Annotated in this window: 16 protein-coding genes; 5 read left to right on the top strand and 11 right to left on the bottom strand. The window is 41.8% G+C overall.

The window, feature by feature from the left end:
* Positions 1-31: 31 nt before the first annotated feature.
* Positions 32-316, bottom strand: a complete 285-nt coding sequence (locus tag KPY62_RS10030) for a type B 50S ribosomal protein L31 (RefSeq protein ID WP_201624352.1) — start codon at positions 314-316, stop codon at positions 32-34.
* Positions 317-796: 480 nt separating this feature from the next.
* Between KPY62_RS10030 and KPY62_RS10025 the strand changes: the two genes are divergently transcribed.
* Positions 797-1,399: a YceI family protein gene (locus tag KPY62_RS10025; RefSeq protein WP_228730648.1), complete on the top strand. Its 603-nt coding sequence runs from the start codon at positions 797-799 to the stop codon at positions 1,397-1,399.
* 174 nt (positions 1,400-1,573) lie between these two features.
* On the opposite strand, the gene KPY62_RS10020 is transcribed toward KPY62_RS10025, so the two are convergent.
* Positions 1,574-2,008 carry a hypothetical protein gene (locus tag KPY62_RS10020; protein WP_216581864.1) on the bottom strand — a complete coding sequence of 145 codons (435 nt, stop codon included), beginning with the start codon at positions 2,006-2,008 and terminating at the stop codon, positions 1,574-1,576.
* Positions 2,009-2,625: 617 nt separating this feature from the next.
* Here KPY62_RS10020 and KPY62_RS10015 point away from each other — a divergent pair.
* Positions 2,626-4,269, top strand: coding sequence for an FAD-dependent oxidoreductase (locus KPY62_RS10015; RefSeq protein ID WP_228730647.1), 1,644 nt, complete (start codon positions 2,626-2,628; stop codon positions 4,267-4,269).
* Between the two features lie 177 nt (positions 4,270-4,446).
* On the opposite strand, the gene KPY62_RS10010 is transcribed toward KPY62_RS10015, so the two are convergent.
* Entirely contained in the window at positions 4,447-5,124 is a 678-nt protein-coding gene (locus KPY62_RS10010; RefSeq protein ID WP_216581863.1) for a TIGR00730 family Rossman fold protein, read from the bottom strand.
* A 230-nt stretch (positions 5,125-5,354) separates the two neighbouring features.
* Here KPY62_RS10010 and KPY62_RS10005 point away from each other — a divergent pair, with 230 nt between their 5' ends.
* Complete coding sequence (locus tag KPY62_RS10005) at positions 5,355-6,317, top strand: alpha/beta fold hydrolase (protein WP_216581862.1); 963 nt, start codon at positions 5,355-5,357, stop codon at positions 6,315-6,317.
* Between the two features lie 25 nt (positions 6,318-6,342).
* On the opposite strand, the gene KPY62_RS10000 is transcribed toward KPY62_RS10005, so the two are convergent.
* On the bottom strand, positions 6,343-7,746 hold the full coding sequence (locus tag KPY62_RS10000; protein ID WP_216581861.1) for a sodium:solute symporter family transporter: 1,404 nt from the start codon (positions 7,744-7,746) through the stop codon (positions 6,343-6,345).
* Between the two features lie 91 nt (positions 7,747-7,837).
* Positions 7,838-8,533 (bottom strand): putative quorum-sensing-regulated virulence factor, encoded by a 696-nt coding sequence (locus KPY62_RS09995; protein ID WP_216581860.1) that lies wholly within the window; start codon positions 8,531-8,533, stop codon positions 7,838-7,840.
* Between the two features lie 233 nt (positions 8,534-8,766).
* Here KPY62_RS09995 and KPY62_RS09990 point away from each other — a divergent pair, with 233 nt between their 5' ends.
* Positions 8,767-9,360: a M23 family metallopeptidase gene (locus tag KPY62_RS09990; RefSeq protein WP_228730646.1), complete on the top strand. Its 594-nt coding sequence runs from the start codon at positions 8,767-8,769 to the stop codon at positions 9,358-9,360.
* 9 nt (positions 9,361-9,369) lie between these two features.
* Here the strand turns inward: KPY62_RS09990 and phoR are convergent, their stop codons facing one another.
* The 3 genes from phoR to dtd all read right to left on the bottom strand — a co-directional run bounded on the left by phoR (position 9,370) and on the right by dtd (position 11,913).
* Positions 9,370-10,485, bottom strand: coding sequence for a phosphate regulon sensor histidine kinase PhoR (phoR, locus tag KPY62_RS09985; RefSeq protein WP_216581859.1), 1,116 nt, complete (start codon positions 10,483-10,485; stop codon positions 9,370-9,372).
* A 54-nt stretch (positions 10,486-10,539) separates the two neighbouring features.
* A complete protein-coding gene (phoB, locus tag KPY62_RS09980) occupies positions 10,540-11,244 on the bottom strand; it encodes a phosphate regulon transcriptional regulator PhoB (RefSeq protein ID WP_216581858.1) in 705 nt (234 codons plus the stop codon).
* Between the two features lie 216 nt (positions 11,245-11,460).
* Entirely contained in the window at positions 11,461-11,913 is a 453-nt protein-coding gene (gene dtd, locus KPY62_RS09975) for a D-aminoacyl-tRNA deacylase (protein ID WP_216581857.1), read from the bottom strand.
* A gap of 155 nt (positions 11,914-12,068) precedes the next feature.
* Between dtd and asd the strand changes: the two genes are divergently transcribed.
* Positions 12,069-12,905: an archaetidylserine decarboxylase gene (asd, locus tag KPY62_RS09970; RefSeq protein WP_216581856.1), complete on the top strand. Its 837-nt coding sequence runs from the start codon at positions 12,069-12,071 to the stop codon at positions 12,903-12,905.
* A gap of 139 nt (positions 12,906-13,044) precedes the next feature.
* On the opposite strand, the gene KPY62_RS09965 is transcribed toward asd, so the two are convergent.
* The 3 genes from KPY62_RS09965 to fadA all read right to left on the bottom strand — a co-directional run bounded on the left by KPY62_RS09965 (position 13,045) and on the right by fadA (position 15,922).
* Complete coding sequence (locus tag KPY62_RS09965) at positions 13,045-13,647, bottom strand: DUF1287 domain-containing protein (RefSeq protein WP_216581855.1); 603 nt, start codon at positions 13,645-13,647, stop codon at positions 13,045-13,047.
* Between the two features lie 48 nt (positions 13,648-13,695).
* Positions 13,696-14,271 (bottom strand): isochorismatase family protein, encoded by a 576-nt coding sequence (locus tag KPY62_RS09960; RefSeq protein WP_216581854.1) that lies wholly within the window; start codon positions 14,269-14,271, stop codon positions 13,696-13,698.
* 478 nt (positions 14,272-14,749) lie between these two features.
* The gene (gene fadA / locus KPY62_RS09955) at positions 14,750-15,922 is read right to left on the bottom strand and encodes an acetyl-CoA C-acyltransferase FadA (protein ID WP_216581853.1); all 1,173 of its coding nucleotides are present in this window, start codon (positions 15,920-15,922) and stop codon (positions 14,750-14,752) included.
* Positions 15,923-15,936 lie beyond the last annotated feature (14 nt).

Raw genomic sequence — 15,936 nt, 5'->3', positions numbered from 1 at the left:
GGGTAAAACAAACTTACCTAGTAAGATAATCTTACTCGGCAGGAGTAGCATCTTCAGCTTTCTTATTACGGCCACCGAATGCACCAAAGCGTTTGTTAAAGCTAGCAACACGGCCTTCAGTAGAAGTTTTGCGTTGTTCGCCAGTATAGAACGGATGCGATGCACTTGAGATATCAAGTGGGTAATATGGGTATTCTGTACCTTCATATTCGCGAGTAGTTTTAGTCTTAACTGTTGAGCGGGTTAAGAAATAAACGTCAGCGTTAGTATCATGGAACAAAACGTCATGGTAATCAGGATGAATATCTTTACGCATAATAAACTCTCTATGTCCGATGTATGATCACTATTACTGGCAATTTGCCAAACTTATATATTAAGTTTCTGTAAAAAGTACATACGTAACTGAGGCACTAAGCACATCTATAAGTCTGGCAATCACGTCACTGGCTTATTCCAGTACCCAACACCAAATCTCTGCTCTCTTAGCCTTCCACAGCGGGAAAATCAAAAAGGGATTTTAACGGTTTTTGACGCTCGATGCAAGTCGCTGGTAAGTTATCATTAAAGGCTATAGCTTGTGATAGACTGTTACAACAACGGCTAGAACACTAGTTTATGGTTTAAGCCATGCTATCAATGACGGCTTACTCGTTTGCATAACACTACTGACTTTTGACTGGCGATACGTTATAAACGGTGGGTAACTTTTATAGTCGACTGTTCGCATACTAATATTGTATGGCGACTGCTCATTATCAAGGATCTAATAAACGCTAATCAATAGGAATAATAAATGATGAGCTATACTTCATTAACTACTTTAACCAAAACCTTAGTAATCAGCGCAGCACTAACCGTCGCTACTCTCGCTACTGCGGCTACGCCAACTCAATGGCAACTTGATAACTCGCATACTCGTGTTGGCTTTTCAGTTGAGCATTTAGGGTTTTCCACTACTATGGGACATTTCGATAAAGTCGGTGGCAGCCTCAATTATGATATGAAAGCTCCTAATAAAGCGCAGATGAACTTTGTGATTGATACTAATAGTATCAACACGGCGTGGGAGGCTCGTGATAAGCACTTGAGAACAGCTGATTTCTTCAATGTCGAAAAACACCCAACGATGACTTTTAAATCGACACAAGTAAACTTCATCAATCCTATTCAAGCTAAAGTTACTGGTGACTTTACTTTATTAGGTAAGACTATGCCGCTAACTTTAGACGTCACTTTGAAAAAGATCGCTAATAGTCCGATGACTAAAGAGCCAGTTATTGGTTTCCGTGCTACAGGTAATATTGATCGTGCTGCTTATGGTATGACTACTTTTGCGCAAGGGATCACTACTAATGTACCCATCCAAATCGATGGCGAGCTAATCCAAAAGAAATAAATAGATGGATAAAAGAAAAGTCATCAAGCTGATTAGTCTATCTTTAACTAGAATCAAAACAACAATTAAAACCGAAGTTAAAACTAAAACAGCAGCTACGATAAACGTTAGCTGCTGTTTTTTATTATAAGATAACTATAATATGTGAAGAGTGTATTGAAGCTTAAAAACACCCTATTTGGTGCGTACTACATGCCATACACCAAGCTTGTTGTCGCCGTCTGTATCGCCGACTTTGGTATCATTAGCGTAGAAGTATAATGGCTTACCGTTTGCAGCCCATTGATAAGTGCCATCTTCACGTTGGAATGCTGAGAACTGACTTGTAGACTTAGCATTACTAGGTGCCGTAAACGCTGGCCAAGCTACAGTACAGACTGAACCACACTCTGACTTATTCATTGAATCTTTATCAAAAGTATACAATGTCATTTTGTTTATTGAATCAACCAGCACCCCGTTCATACTAGTAACTGGAGCTGTATTACTGGTAGTGGCTTGAACATCCTGCATACCTGAATTACCCATGCCCATCATATCCTTCATGGTTGTACAACCGGTGAGCGTTAAAGCTCCTGCTAACGCTGACAACATGATAATATTTTTCATAGCAACTTCCTTATTGTGAAAAAATTTAGTATCTTTATTTATTTATTTACTTTGAGATATTCAAACACCTAATATATTCTAAACTATTATTGAGCTTTTTTAATATATCACAGGTTCACATTAAGTCGATTCCATTGGTCATTATACTTACAAAACATATCATCTAATACTCATAATCATTACCTATACAAGCCGTCGCTACGCTGGCTGGTTATCATCAATAATATTTGTAGTGTTCTAGTATATCTATCGGCTTCCTTTGACAAAATGAATGTACATTCTTACCAATTTGCTGTCATGTTTATTATTATTTTAATTAAAATAAGGTTACCCCCAATAGGTTATATTAAAAGACTTGTAACACAACCATCTTGACAGTCACTATCTATTGAACTCACCAATCATTGCACTCATATAACCAATACTATGAGTAAATACACTTCTGCAAACCAAATAGCTCCAATCTTAACACCAGTAATCAGCAGTATTAAAATCAACACCGCTAACGTAATGCTGAACCAATACTAAGTAAATGCAACTTTGACTGCCTGTTGTAAGCCTATATTAGTGCTAACAATAATGTTGATGTTCACGACATAAAGGATATGACAACGACGATGATGCCATTCTCTGATAATACTTACTCTGAGGCTTTTAAATTACAGCCTCATAATGATAATAATACCAACTTTAGTCAAGTTCAGACCAAACGTGTTGGTATTCTTGGTGGCGGTACTGCAGGTGCCACTATTGCCATACGTTTAGCTGCGCTTGGGCTTGAAACCTATTTGTTTGAGAAAAAAACATCGCTTATTGATGGTCCACCAATGTGTCATCTACACGCTGGCGGTAATTTATACCGCGAGATTCCAGATGAAGATTGCGTAGCGCTACTTAAACAGTGCATCGATATCTTACGCCTTTATCCTTATACTATTGATGTGCGTCCGACAGTATTCGCTGTACCTACTCGCGATGAAGGACTACCTGAAGACTTGTTACCACGCTTAGATATCTTAACGGATGCTTATCGTGATCTTATCGCGCAAGATATTAATAATAAAGTCTTAGGTGAGCCGGAAGATTACTATCAACTCTATAGCCATGAACAGCTAATTGAGCTGTCTCAGTGTCCACAAGTAGCAATTCCTACTAATGTCGATGAATGGATGATACCTGTTGCTAAATATCTTGATTTAAACAAAGTAAAATATCCGTTAATTGTAGTACAAGAATATGGTTGGAATATCTTCCGCTTAGCAGCCTCTGCCCAGTTGGCACTAGCTGAGTATGAGCATGCTCATGTGTTTACGGATACTAAAGTCCTGCAAGTAGTAGCAGTCGATTGCACTGACTGTACTAATGCTAATCATCATGTCAGCAAATGGCGTATCGATTATCAGCAAAATAGCCAAGCAATCAGGCACGCTACTGCTAGCGGTTCTGAAGACGATAGCGCAAATGTAGAATCTATCGAAGTCGATTATTTGGTTAATGCTTGTGGCTTCCGTACGGGTATCATCGACGATATGGTTGGGATCGAAGTCACTCGGATGGTTGAGTTTAAGTCCTCTTACATCACTCAGTGGGATGATGCGGGCGGTCAGATACCAGAGATCATCATTTATGGTGCTCGTGGTACGCCAGAGGGCATGGCTCAGCTCACTCCTTATCCAGGGGGTTATTTTCAAATCCATGGTATGAGTAAGTTTATTACCTTATTCGATGACGGCTTAGTAGCTTCTACTAAAGATAGTGCTCAGCCTAAATTGCCACAGCAGTACGTACATTATATTGAAGATGGCTGGGACAAAGCCCCATTACAAGCACGTAGCCAGCAGTCTATTGATTATGTAGCAGAGTTTGTACCGACTTTTAATAGTGCTAGAACTATAGGCAATGCGCTATATGGTGGTCAACAAATTCCAGGCGAGGATGATACGCTGCGAGTTGCAGATGTGAGCTTGTATCCTAATCTACACTATGCTCGTGCCGAAAATGTCAAAGCATCGTCTACTTTGATTGCTGCTGATGAAATCGTCGAACAATTGACTGAACTTGGACTGTTAGATAGTAACTTGCCAGGCAATGAGAATCGCTATGCTCATCAGTGGGACTACCTTGCTCATAACGATAGTTCGAGCATAGATGTAGCCGCCAGAGTATTAGCCGAGCAGCGTGGATTCCCTATTCGCATGGCTGATGTCAATCATAGCGTGAGTGAGATAGCGCTAGATGACTTAACCCCTGTTTCTGTCTAAATGTTGTTATGAATATTGTGATTACCTTAGTTAATCACAGTGCCAAGGGTACAGTTAAAAAAAGGCATAGATTATTAATCTATGCCTTTTTTTTAATTCTAACTAGCGCTTTATAAAAGCCAGCTAACAGCCACTATATAAATTTTGGTCTTCAGTAATCTAGCGCAACTAACGCTACTAGTTTCCTACCATTTTTTTGGTGTCGACAGCTTCATCAATTTTGACTATTGCTTGTAGCAAATCAATAGCCTCAGCAATAGTGTTGCAGACTACCAAACGATCGAGATCCTCTTGCTTCATAAAACCTTGATCAGCAGTATATTTAAGATGCTCAATCAGGCAGTCATAAAAACCGTTGATGTTAAGAATAATCATCGGTTTTTCATGTTGATACAACTGTCGCCAAGTGGCGATTTCCATAATTTCCTCTAAGGTACCTAGACCGCCTGGTAGGGTAATAAAAGCATCGGCATATTCTGCCATAACCGTCTTACGCGTGTGCATAGTATCGGTCAGATGCAAGCGTGTTAGTTTTTGATGAGCAATCTCATGCTTGAGCATAAAGGTTGGAATTACTCCAACAGCTTGTGCGCCATTATCGATAACTCCATCAGCTACTGCACCCATTAGACCGATACTAGCGCCACCATACACTAGGCCCATGCCGTTATTGGCTAAAGCACTACCTAATTCGCGAGCTGCTTGTTCATAAACCTCATCATTACCTAATCGTGAACCACAGTAGACCGCAACTAATGGCATGGCGAAAGTAGATTTATCTACTGCTTGTTCTATATTGGCTATGTCTTGGCTAGTAATAACTTCATAAGTATCATTGTTGATTTTCATTTGCATAAATTAGCCTTAGTTTAAGTTTCTAGTTGTAAGTTTTTTACCTAAATCATGATGTTGCATTTTATCTGTGACTGCGGCGATATAAAATCTTTCGCTAATTCGTTGGATTCAGCCCCTATTTATCTTACCATAAGCCATGCTATTAGATGTTAGCAACGATTTATCACTACGTAATTAATACAGGATGGCGTAGTTAGGTAGTGAAAAACCAACCGCTTAGGAGATGACTAATGCCAGACAACCACCCGCGTGAAGACCATCTGCCTGAGCAGCCATTAGGTAGTACTGTAGAGCTTACTGCTAGCGCTATCGAAAGCTACTCACTGACCATAATGACTGAGCGTAATAAAGCCTTAGCGGCTACTGTTTACCGACCTAATGCCGATGTAAAGAAATCAGAAAAAGTAAAAAAGGCCATAATGATAGCACCAGCTACTGGTATCAAACGCCAGTTTTATCATAATTTTGCTCAGTTTTTAGCTGAGCAAGGCTTTGGGGTGATTACTTTTGATAATGAAGGAATCAGTGACTCACTCTCCAGTACTTTAGCCAAATGCGATGCCTCGTTAATTAGCTGGGGCCGTCATGATATGAGTGCAGTACTGGATGCTTTGCATTATGAGTTTCCTGACGCTAGCTATCATCTGTTAGGCCATAGTGCTGGGGGTCAGTTAATTGGTTTAATGCCTAATTATGCTGCTATCAGCACGGTATTTAACGTTGCTTGTTCATCGGGGCGTATAAAAAATATGGCTATACCTTATAGGCTCAGAGCGTCGAGTTTTATGCAGCTATTTATCCCGCTAAGCAATCTAACTTTGGGCTATACTGCCACTGACAAAATCGGTATGGGAGAGCCCTTACCACGCGGCGTCGCTAGACAATGGCGCGAGTGGTGCAACGGTGCTGGCTACATCAAGACTGCTTTTGGCACAAGTATATACACTCACTTTTATGATCAGCTGACTATGCCATCGTTATGGCTAGGCTTTAGCGATGATGATATCGCCAATAGTGACAATATCGATGACATGACTAGGGTCTATAGTCAGATGCCAGTGCAAAAGCACTTCTTGCATCCTCAAGACTTCGGTCTAGATAGCATTGGGCACATGCGCTACTTCAGTCGCAAAACCTATCAGCAAGCCCCGGAGCTGTGGCAGATGGCAGTTGATTGGTTTAATGACCATTGATACATCATCACTAGCAAAACGGCTATTAAGCACCTGCGATTAATTTGGGTTTATTGCGTCCACGGCTGACTAATAGCGGCACAAAAAAGCCTAGCGTACAAAGTACTAAGCCCCAAGCGTTCACCCCTAGTAATACCCCATATTTACCTTCGCCAATCGCCCAGCTGGCTGGGATTACATCTAATGCAAAAGCGATGCCTAGTAATAAACCTGTCCAAAAACTCAGATGAAAGCTCCATGGCGACCAACGGGTAAAACCATAGAATAGAAAAACAGGCGCTAGCCCCATCACCATAGTTCCAGATATGGTAGTTGCCGCTAAAATATCAGTGCCAGCGAACATCGGAATATTACCTAATAACGCAAAAACAATCATCACTATAGCCCCTACTCGCATGCTAGGCAGACTAGCTGCCGTTTGGCGTACTAGACGGGGTAGATCAACTGCTAATGATTTGGCTAAAGAAGTAAAAGTAGAGTCCAAGGTCGAACCGGCAGAGGTCATCATAATCACACTCATAAAGAATAACGCTGCCAATCCTAATGATCGACCTACGGCTACTGGTGCGTTACCCATAGTTTCGATACCGTTTAGCCGAGCGTGTACCCCAACTAAGCTGAATATAAATATCGCGATAAACCCTAATAGCCCAGCGACTATAAAACTCTTTAACATAGTTTTTTCGTTATTTACAAAAGCACGGTCGGTTAATACAGGATCATGAAAAGGATAGCTAAACAGTTGCAGTAACGCCACTAATAACAAATCTACTCCAGAATCGAGCCTAAAACTCCCTTCTCGTAGCAGTACCTCAGGCTCATTAGCTGGCAAGATCATAAACATCACTGCCCCTAAAAAGAACACGAACATAAAGGCTTGGATCACATCGGTAAAGATCGATGAGCGCAGCCCACCTTTTAGGCTATAGGCTAAGGTAAATCCAGTAAACACCATAGCGGCAGTATAATACTGCCATTGCCCCGGCAGACCAAAATAACCACCAACGACAGCTGTATTACTCCAAATTTCATTGTACAAACGAATTAAGATAGCCGCTGCGAATGCCAACGCCGCAAAACGGCCAAAACGCGAGGTCAAAAACTCTTGAATACTACCTGCGCCTGTCCGACTGCGAATCAGATAGATGACATAGCCCGCTACTGGGATAGACAGCCAATAACTGGCATAGGCCAAACCACCTACCACCCCATAATCTGCGCCTAAATTGGCAGCATTAGTCACTGACTTAGCAAAAATCCAACTGATAAAAATACTGGCTGTAAGCGGCCATTGCCCTACTGGATTACCTTGCTCATCTGCCCCTTTATAGAATGATTTTGAGTTGCGACTTTTCGGTGACAGAACATACATAGTCACCCCGTAAACCAGCAAAAAGCCCCAAAATAGCACCGCTTCGGTAATGCCCATTATTGATTATTCCCTTTTTTCTTATAATTATTTGTGGTTATGTAGGGTTTTTTACCAGCTCAACCTGCGATAAAATTGCTTAGTCTACGACTTACTCTAGTGATTCATCAGCCAGTTTTGCAGCAGTTATACGCTCAGTCAAAGCCGTATGTAATGAGGGCTGCATATTATGAATATTACCTAGCATCCACTTAATATAGTTGATCGGTACTTCTTTGATCGCTTGACCTTTATACTTGCCAAACGGCATCTTGCTTACTGGGTTAGCGGTGTTGGAGATTTTGTGAGCAGCGGCAAAGTCAGTAGCATCAATCTCCAAGCGCTCACAACAAGCCTTATAAAGTAAGTAACACATCCGCGCATCGCCTAGCGCATCGTGGGCGGCTATGGTCATTTTACTGGCCTCGCCTTTACCTAATAGCTGTTCGATACATTTGGACTGACCATAAAAGCGCCATTCTGGAAAAGCGGCGCGTGCCAGCCGAACCGTACATATCAGCTTAGTCGATGGCCTGCCAATCACTCGCCAGTCAAAGCGAACATTATGGCCAATAAGATACTCTGGTAATTCGAACTCATCCAACTGAAAACTTGCCAGACCTGCGACACGCTCATCAGTAATGCCATGCACTTTTATCACTACAGGCGATATCGAACGACCACTGTTAAAATACTGCATCCACTCAAAACCGGTAGCGACATTTATAGTCGCTACTTGAATAGGTCTTGGATCACTTCCTTGATCGGTTTCGGTATCAATAATAAGCGCTGTAGCAACGGGAGTCATAAGCAGTAGCCATTACAATATATAGAAAATTTATGGTTAAACACCATTGAATAAGGTCTAAAATAATCTTCATATATTAGGGCGTATTGAGCGTTCACAAGTAGACACCGCTTTGCCCGTCTGCAAGATAAGAAGGCGGTTATCTTAGTATTGCTACCAACATAACCGCAGTAAATAAACCTGCTAAAATTAAAAGCAGTTAATAAAAAAGTAGTTAATAATAAGGAAAATCGATGCCCCTCAATGACCAATATCGGCAAGCACCGCCATCACTATTTAGTCGGTTATTAAAACTAATAGTGAGATCAATGCTTTTATTGGGTCTGTTGTTTTTATTTGACAAGCTATTACCTACTATCAGTCAACAGTCACAGCGCTTTGTAGTAGCAAAATGGCAGCAGGTAAATCTATTGCAACAACCGCTACCGACAGACAATAGCTTACCCAGTCCGTTACTAGGTCAGCATTTGACTGATACTTGGGGCGGTGCACGTAGCGAAGGACGCCGTCACGAAGGTATAGATATCTTTGCGCCACGCAATACTCCGATTAAAGCCACTACCCAAGGAGTAGTAAGCAAAGTCGGTGATGATAGATTAGGTGGAAAAGTAGTGGTTATCGTAGGGCCTGGTGGCGCGGGACATTACTATGCGCACTTAGAAGACTATGCCGATATCAGTCCTAATCAATGGATCGAGGCAGGAGATACAGTAGGTTATGTTGGCGATAGCGGCAATGCTAAAGGGACACCACCCCACGTCCATTATGGGGTTTACATCAATGGCAGTGCGGTCAATCCTTATCCTTTGCTAATCAAAGCCAAATAGCGCTACAACCTAATTATCAACCGAAGTTCGAACTTGTGACATTGGAAACTTAGCACTAAAAGTAGAGCCCATGTCTTGTTTAGAGTTAATATGCAGGCTAGTATTATGTTGGTACAGCACGTGCTTAACGATCGCAAGCCCCAACCCTGTACCTCCAGTAGCACGACTGCGACTACTATCAACACGATAAAAGCGCTCAGTCAAACGGGCGATATGAGTGTCTGCAATACCAATGCCATCATCAGTGACCGCAAAGCAGCAGCCTTCAGAGGTTTTGGTCCAACTTATCTCTATATTGCCCCCTTTTGGGGTATATTTAATGGCATTGATGACTAAATTGGATAAGGCACTATTTAGATACATCTCCGAGCCATATAAGCCATCATAAGTGTCTATGTGCAAATGAATAGTATGACCGTATTCTTGGTTATAAGCCTGCGCATCATCATAAACTTGGGTGAGTAGTTTAGTCATATTTATGTATTCTAGCTGATGAGTCTCTTCAATTTCAATTTTAGACAGCAGCAGTAAATCATTAATGATTCGATTCATCCGTGTGGTTTGCTGAGTCATTAACTCAAAACCGCGCCGCCACTGCGGAGTGATGTCTTCTTGCTCAGAAAAGTTTTCTAGATAACCCATCAGCACGGTCAAAGGTGTACGCAGTTCGTGAGAGACATTACCGACAAAATCGCGGCGCATTTGTTCTAAATGATGCAAGCGCGTTTCATCGTAGATAATTAACAGTTTATTATCACCAAAAGGGGTGATTTCACATCTAAGATAACGCTTAGGATCTCGCCATGATGCCATGTGCACACCATCATTAGAGGTCTCCGTACTTATAGATATGGCTTGATAATAATCTCGAAACTCAGGGCCCTTGATGAAATCAAAAATACAGTTACCCTTATCACCGACTTGCAACAGCAATAGCGTTTGCGCTGCCTGATTCCACCATTCCAAGCCGTCATTATGATCAAGTAATACTACGGCATCTTGCAATGCTCGCAACGAGCTTCTTATTTTTTCGAGCTGACCTATCGCCTGTTGCTGATCTATTTGGTTTTGCTCATGTTGTTGCTCATTTTCAGTGACAGGCGTTACGGTTATAGCGGGTATCATAGGTTTGTCCATCATTTTATAAGCAGCTGCATTACCGTTATTTTTATAGTAAATCTAGTCTGCCTGCAATAAGCTAGAGAATCGATAGCCAGTGCCGCGAACCGTCTGAATCAATCTGTCACAGTCATACGGCTGTAGAAGCTTACGCAAACGGCGAATATGCACATCGATAGTACGATCTTCAATATAAACATTGCCGCCCCAAACTTGATCTAACAGTTGAGTACGAGTATATGCACGTTCAGGATGAGTCATAAAAAACGCTAGTAATCGATATTCTGTTGGGCCAATATCAATAACCTTACCCTCAGTCGTTAGACGCTGGCTTTTAGTATCGAGACTGAGCTTACCAATATCGATAGGTTTATCAGCACTCAAGGCACTACTACGACGTAGTACGGCTTTGATTCTTGATACCAGTTCGCGAGTTGAGAATGGTTTAGTAATATAGTCATCAGCACCAGCATCTAAGCCATGGACTTTATTGTTTTCTTCGCCTCTTGCGGTCAGCATAATCACTGGAATCTCCGCATACATTTGATCTTTTTTGAGCATGCGACAAAAATCAATACCGTTTTTATCACCAGGTAACATCCAGTCTAGCAAAATCAATGCTGGACGGTGATCAACGACTTGTTGGTGCGCCTCTGAGATATTAGCGGCTTGCAAGCAATCGAACCCAGCTATCTCTAGCGTCATTACGATCATCTCACTAATCGCTGGCTCATCTTCAACGATCAAAATCCGCTCATTTTGCATACTATGACCTTATATTGGTAACAGTTTTAATAGTGATACTAGCTTGATTTACTATAGGCTAAGTCTGTATCAGCTATTGGTTCATTAGTTTTTATTGGTTTTTTATTAGCCTACTATTAAAGCCTTTAATTATGACTACTTGATGACAAGCACTGCTATTAAGATATAGCGTAAATTACCTACATAGTGCTTATCGACGCAATAACTTTAGCTTTATTAAACCTCAAGTAAAAAGCTCAAAGGCCCATCATTGATACTTTCAACCTGCATATTTGCGCCGAATTCACCGCTAGCAACGATCGAATATTGACTCTGCGCATAGGCTATCATCTCTGCGAACAACAATTGCGCTGCATCAGGAGACATTGCTGGGCCAAAGTCAGGCCGACGCCCATTATTAGTATTGGCCATTAAGGTGAATTGCGAGACTAATAATAAGCCACCGCCAACTTGTTGTAGATTTTGGTCCAATTTACCTAGCTTAGTGGGGTCGATAGTATTGTCAAAAATACGATAAGTCAGGATTTTATCGACTAAGCGCTGCATACTTTGTTTATCATCATCGTGACCAAGACCGATATAAGCCAAGATTCCCTGTTCGATAGCGCCGATGCTGTGCCCATCAACTTTGACATTAGCATGCTTAACACGCTGAATAAGTGCTTTCATTAAATTTTTCCTTAACCAATTATAAGCATATGAATGCCCCTCACCGTGATAAAATACGCCACAATATTATTATATTTTACTATTGTTTACTAAACCGCTTAACAACACCCTCTTTATCAAATACTTTATTCAAAAAATCATCTTGGTAGCCTGTTATGACTTTATTTACTACTATTCAACAGTTTGTTCCGCAGCAGAAGCTCAGTCGCGTTGCTGGTCGCTTAGCCGCTAGTCGTCATCCGCTAGTTAAGCGGGCTTTTATTCGCAGCTTTGCAAAAGCTTATGGCGTCAGCTTAAAAGAATATGAGCGCCAAAGCTTTAACGCCTACGAGAGCTTTAATGATTTTTTTACTCGTGAGCTCAAAGACGATGCCCGTACTATCGATGCGACTGTCAATGGTATCGTTAGTCCTGCTGATGGCGTTATATCGCAGTTGGGACAGATAGAAGATAGCAAATTGTTGCAAGCTAAAGGCAGCTATTACGATATCGGCCAATTGCTAGCTAATAAAGACGACGGTGATTATTTTGCTGAGGGTAGCTTTGCTACGGTTTATCTAGCTCCTAGCAACTATCATCGGGTACATATGCCGTTTGCTGGTACTCTAACCACCACTCGCTACGTACCTGGAACTTTATTTTCGGTTAATAATAGCACAGCCGCTAACGTGCCGGATCTGTTTGCACGTAATGAGCGTTTGGTTTGCATCTTCGATACTGAGTATGGCAAAGCTGCAGTAGTGATGGTCGGAGCCATGATCGTCGCTGGTATCGAAACCGTAGCTACTGGTCGCATCACCCGTAGCAAAGACATTCAACTGCAACAGCATGATATGACTTTAGCAAAAGGTGCTGAGCTTGGGCGTTTTTACTTAGGCTCAACGGCCATCGTTATTCTGCCAAAAGCAGCTAAAGCGGATTGGCAACAGAGCATGAGTGCTAATGCTAAAGTTGAAATGGGACAGCTATTAGGCTTAGCAAACGCTGAATAAGATTTTGCTAGTAAACCACATAGCATGATCTAAAATGTTGCCAACACTACCTTATAAAAACAGCTGCTAGCGTTAATTCGTTAGCGGCTGTTTTTAATAGCACTAAGAGATAAATATTAATGCGGTAATACTGAGGGTATTAATAACGAAAATGGCCTTTAATTGGATAAGTAAAAAGGATGTTTTCTTCTTGAGTACCACGACCGATGTTATGGATAATAAGCGGCGTACCGTCAGCAGCTAACTTGTCTGAAACTATGCCGATATGCGGCAGATTACTAGTAGGTAATCGCCAAGAAACAATGTCACCCGCTAAAAACCCTGCCTTATCGGTTACTGATAACGGCTGTCCATGACGAGTAAAATAAGTCTCTAAATTAGGCACACGGCGATGGTCAATATTTTTATCAGTTGATTTTAGACCCCAAGTGTTAGGATAAGCAGAAAAATTCGCTTTCATATCGACGTTAATAAGCTGTTGCAGATCGATATTTTGCAAACGGTAAGCTCGTACTACCACATCAGTACAGACCCCAGTATCTTGTGCTACATCGCCACGTGGGAAATCAAGCTTGCGATAAGTCGGGTCGTAACTGACAGTGACGCCGATTTGCTTTTTGGCATCTACTGCCAGCTTGTTACCGCTACTGATAGAGCTAGCAGCAGAGACTGGCGCGGTTATAGCAACTGATAATATCAGTATCAAGAAACTATTTAGACCATACTGCTTTACTCTACCCATTGGCTCTGCCTTATCGATTAAAAATCAACTTATTATTAAGCAAGCCTATTATTTGATTAAATTACTAATAGTTTTGAATGCTGGGTCAGCACTACTACGGCACAGCTCAAACAACACTGTTTCTACAGTAGTAATAACCCCACCAGCACGGCGAATACGGCGAATGGCTTGCTTTTTGTCATAGGGAAAACGTGAGCCTACGGCATCGCCAATAATCACCGGTTGCATGCCGTTATCGAGTAGATCAAGAGCCGTTTGCAGCACACAAACATGAGTCTCAACGCCCATTAATAACACGATGCTACGATTTTGCTGCGCCAAATGATTCCATGAATCATCGTTGTCACAAGCACTAAAAGTAAGTTTTTCAAAGCCTTTTTTATTATTCTCATTCAGCAGCTCTTTTATCTCAGGCAAAGTCTCGCCTAAACCTTTTTTATATTGCTCATTGAGCATAATAGGAATATCAAGCGCTTGTAGACCTTGAATTAAAGTAGAGATTTTTTTGACGATACTTTCATGGTCATTGATATGTGGGGTTAGGCGTTCTTGTACGTCAATAATCATCGCTTGCGTGTTCTCACGCGCAATGCGGTAAGTACGATCCGTTATCATAGTAGCCATAATACACTCCTTGTACATCTGCAGCAGGGGGCAACAGATTCCTTTGTTTTTATGAGATAATATATTTTTATAAAATAATGCACTTTTATAAAACTATAGTAATTATTGCCATTATAGTTATAAAAGCCTTTCTTATTTAGTCATATTTTGTTGAGGTCGTCAATGAGGATAATCTCTAGTAACAACTTATCATCTGTTACTGGGTTATAACTATTTTTTACCCGTGCTCCCTATTGATGAATTCAGTAATTATTTTTGACCATAATAGCTACGCTGCTTGCCGCAACCTTGAGTGAGCCAATCGATATTAGCTTTCTGCCCTCAAGCCACTTTAATGCACTACAAACAAAAAAACACCCCTAACCTTAAGTTAGAGGCGTTTGTTTTAGCAGCGATTAAGCAATAATCAGTCGATAAATATCAGCTTTGTTAGTCGCTAGACTTTCTTAATTACTGCCGATCACTATTACCGATAGTGCTAAACCCGCTCAATAATAGTAGCGATGCCTTGGCCAAGACCGATACACATAGTCGCTAGACCGATTTCAGTATCCATGTGCTCCATAGCATTGAGCAAAGTCACGGTAATACGTGCGCCTGAACAGCCAAGCGGATGGCCTAAAGCAATCGCCCCACCATTGATGTTAATGATGTCTTGCTTGTCGGTCAAACCCATAGATTTGATAACCGCTAAGCTCTGCGCAGCAAAGGCTTCGTTTAGCTCGATAGTTTGGATATCATCGAGGCTTAAGCCCGCACGTTTTAAGGCTTTTTGAGTAGCTGGTACTGGACCATAACCCATAATAGCCGCATCACAACCAGCGATAGCCATACTACGAATACGAGCACGGGGCTTCAGACCTAAATCTTTGGCTTTTTGTGCGCTCATAACCAACATAGCTGAGGCCCCATCTGATAGTGCTGATGAAGTCGCTGCGGTTACTGTACCCCCTTTAGGATCAAAGGCTGGACGTAGCTTCTGCATTTGCTCCATCGTCGCATCGGGACGAATCACTTCATCTACAGTACACAGTTGCAGGCGACCTGCTTCGTCATGGCCTTCGATGCCGATGATTTCATTTTTGAAACGGCCTTCAGTCGTCGCTTCCCACGCACGGCGATGTGACTCTAAACCGAAAGCGTCTTGCTCTTCACGAGTAATACCGTTCATGCGACCTAGCATTTCTGCAGTCAAGCCCATCATATTAGAGGCCTTGGCATAGTGCTTAGAAGCCGCTGGGTTTAGATCGACGCCATGCATCATGCCTACGTGACCCATGTGCTCAACACCACCGATAATAAAAGTGTCGCCTTGATTGGTCATGATTTGCGCAGCCGCAGTATGCAATGCTTGCATCGATGAGCCACAAAGACGGTTAACGGTTTGGCCGCCAGCAGTTTTTGGAATATCAGCCAATAGACCGATATTGCGACCGATATTCAGCCCTTGCTCTAAGGTTTGATTAACACAACCCCAAATAATGTCTTCAATATCATTAGGATCGAATTGGTTGCGCAGAACTAAAGCACGAACTAGCTCTGCTGATAAGCTATCGGCACGCACGTGACGGAACATACCATTTTTCGTTTTACCCATCGCTGAGCGTACGCCATCTACGATAACCACATCATTTGGACTTAAAGTTGTCATACTATTTTCCTTTT

The sequence above is a fragment of the Psychrobacter sp. TAE2020 genome, assembly GCF_018919485.1.
GTDB lineage: Bacteria > Pseudomonadota > Gammaproteobacteria > Pseudomonadales > Moraxellaceae > Psychrobacter.
This window is presented reverse-complemented; position numbering and strand designations above follow the sequence as displayed.

Excerpts from the sequence above, each read along its gene's own strand:
- KPY62_RS10030 (WP_201624352.1), bottom strand. The coding sequence starts at position 316 with ATGCGTAAAGATATTCATCCTGATTACCATGACGTTTTGTTCCATGAT.
- KPY62_RS10025 (WP_228730648.1), top strand. The coding sequence starts at position 797 with ATGATGAGCTATACTTCATTAACTACTTTAACCAAAACCTTAGTAATC.
- KPY62_RS10020 (WP_216581864.1), bottom strand. The coding sequence starts at position 2,008 with ATGAAAAATATTATCATGTTGTCAGCGTTAGCAGGAGCTTTAACGCTC.
- KPY62_RS10015 (WP_228730647.1), top strand. The coding sequence starts at position 2,626 with ATGATGCCATTCTCTGATAATACTTACTCTGAGGCTTTTAAATTACAG.
- KPY62_RS10010 (WP_216581863.1), bottom strand. The coding sequence starts at position 5,124 with ATGCAAATGAAAATCAACAATGATACTTATGAAGTTATTACTAGCCAA.
- KPY62_RS10005 (WP_216581862.1), top strand. The coding sequence starts at position 5,355 with ATGCCAGACAACCACCCGCGTGAAGACCATCTGCCTGAGCAGCCATTA.
- KPY62_RS10000 (WP_216581861.1), bottom strand. The coding sequence starts at position 7,746 with ATGGGCATTACCGAAGCGGTGCTATTTTGGGGCTTTTTGCTGGTTTAC.
- KPY62_RS09995 (WP_216581860.1), bottom strand. The coding sequence starts at position 8,533 with ATGACTCCCGTTGCTACAGCGCTTATTATTGATACCGAAACCGATCAA.
- KPY62_RS09990 (WP_228730646.1), top strand. The coding sequence starts at position 8,767 with ATGCCCCTCAATGACCAATATCGGCAAGCACCGCCATCACTATTTAGT.
- phoR (WP_216581859.1), bottom strand. The coding sequence starts at position 10,485 with ATGATACCCGCTATAACCGTAACGCCTGTCACTGAAAATGAGCAACAA.
- phoB (WP_216581858.1), bottom strand. The coding sequence starts at position 11,244 with ATGCAAAATGAGCGGATTTTGATCGTTGAAGATGAGCCAGCGATTAGT.
- dtd (WP_216581857.1), bottom strand. The coding sequence starts at position 11,913 with ATGAAAGCACTTATTCAGCGTGTTAAGCATGCTAATGTCAAAGTTGAT.
- asd (WP_216581856.1), top strand. The coding sequence starts at position 12,069 with ATGACTTTATTTACTACTATTCAACAGTTTGTTCCGCAGCAGAAGCTC.
- KPY62_RS09965 (WP_216581855.1), bottom strand. The coding sequence starts at position 13,647 with ATGGGTAGAGTAAAGCAGTATGGTCTAAATAGTTTCTTGATACTGATA.
- KPY62_RS09960 (WP_216581854.1), bottom strand. The coding sequence starts at position 14,271 with ATGGCTACTATGATAACGGATCGTACTTACCGCATTGCGCGTGAGAAC.
- fadA (WP_216581853.1), bottom strand. The coding sequence starts at position 15,922 with ATGACAACTTTAAGTCCAAATGATGTGGTTATCGTAGATGGCGTACGC.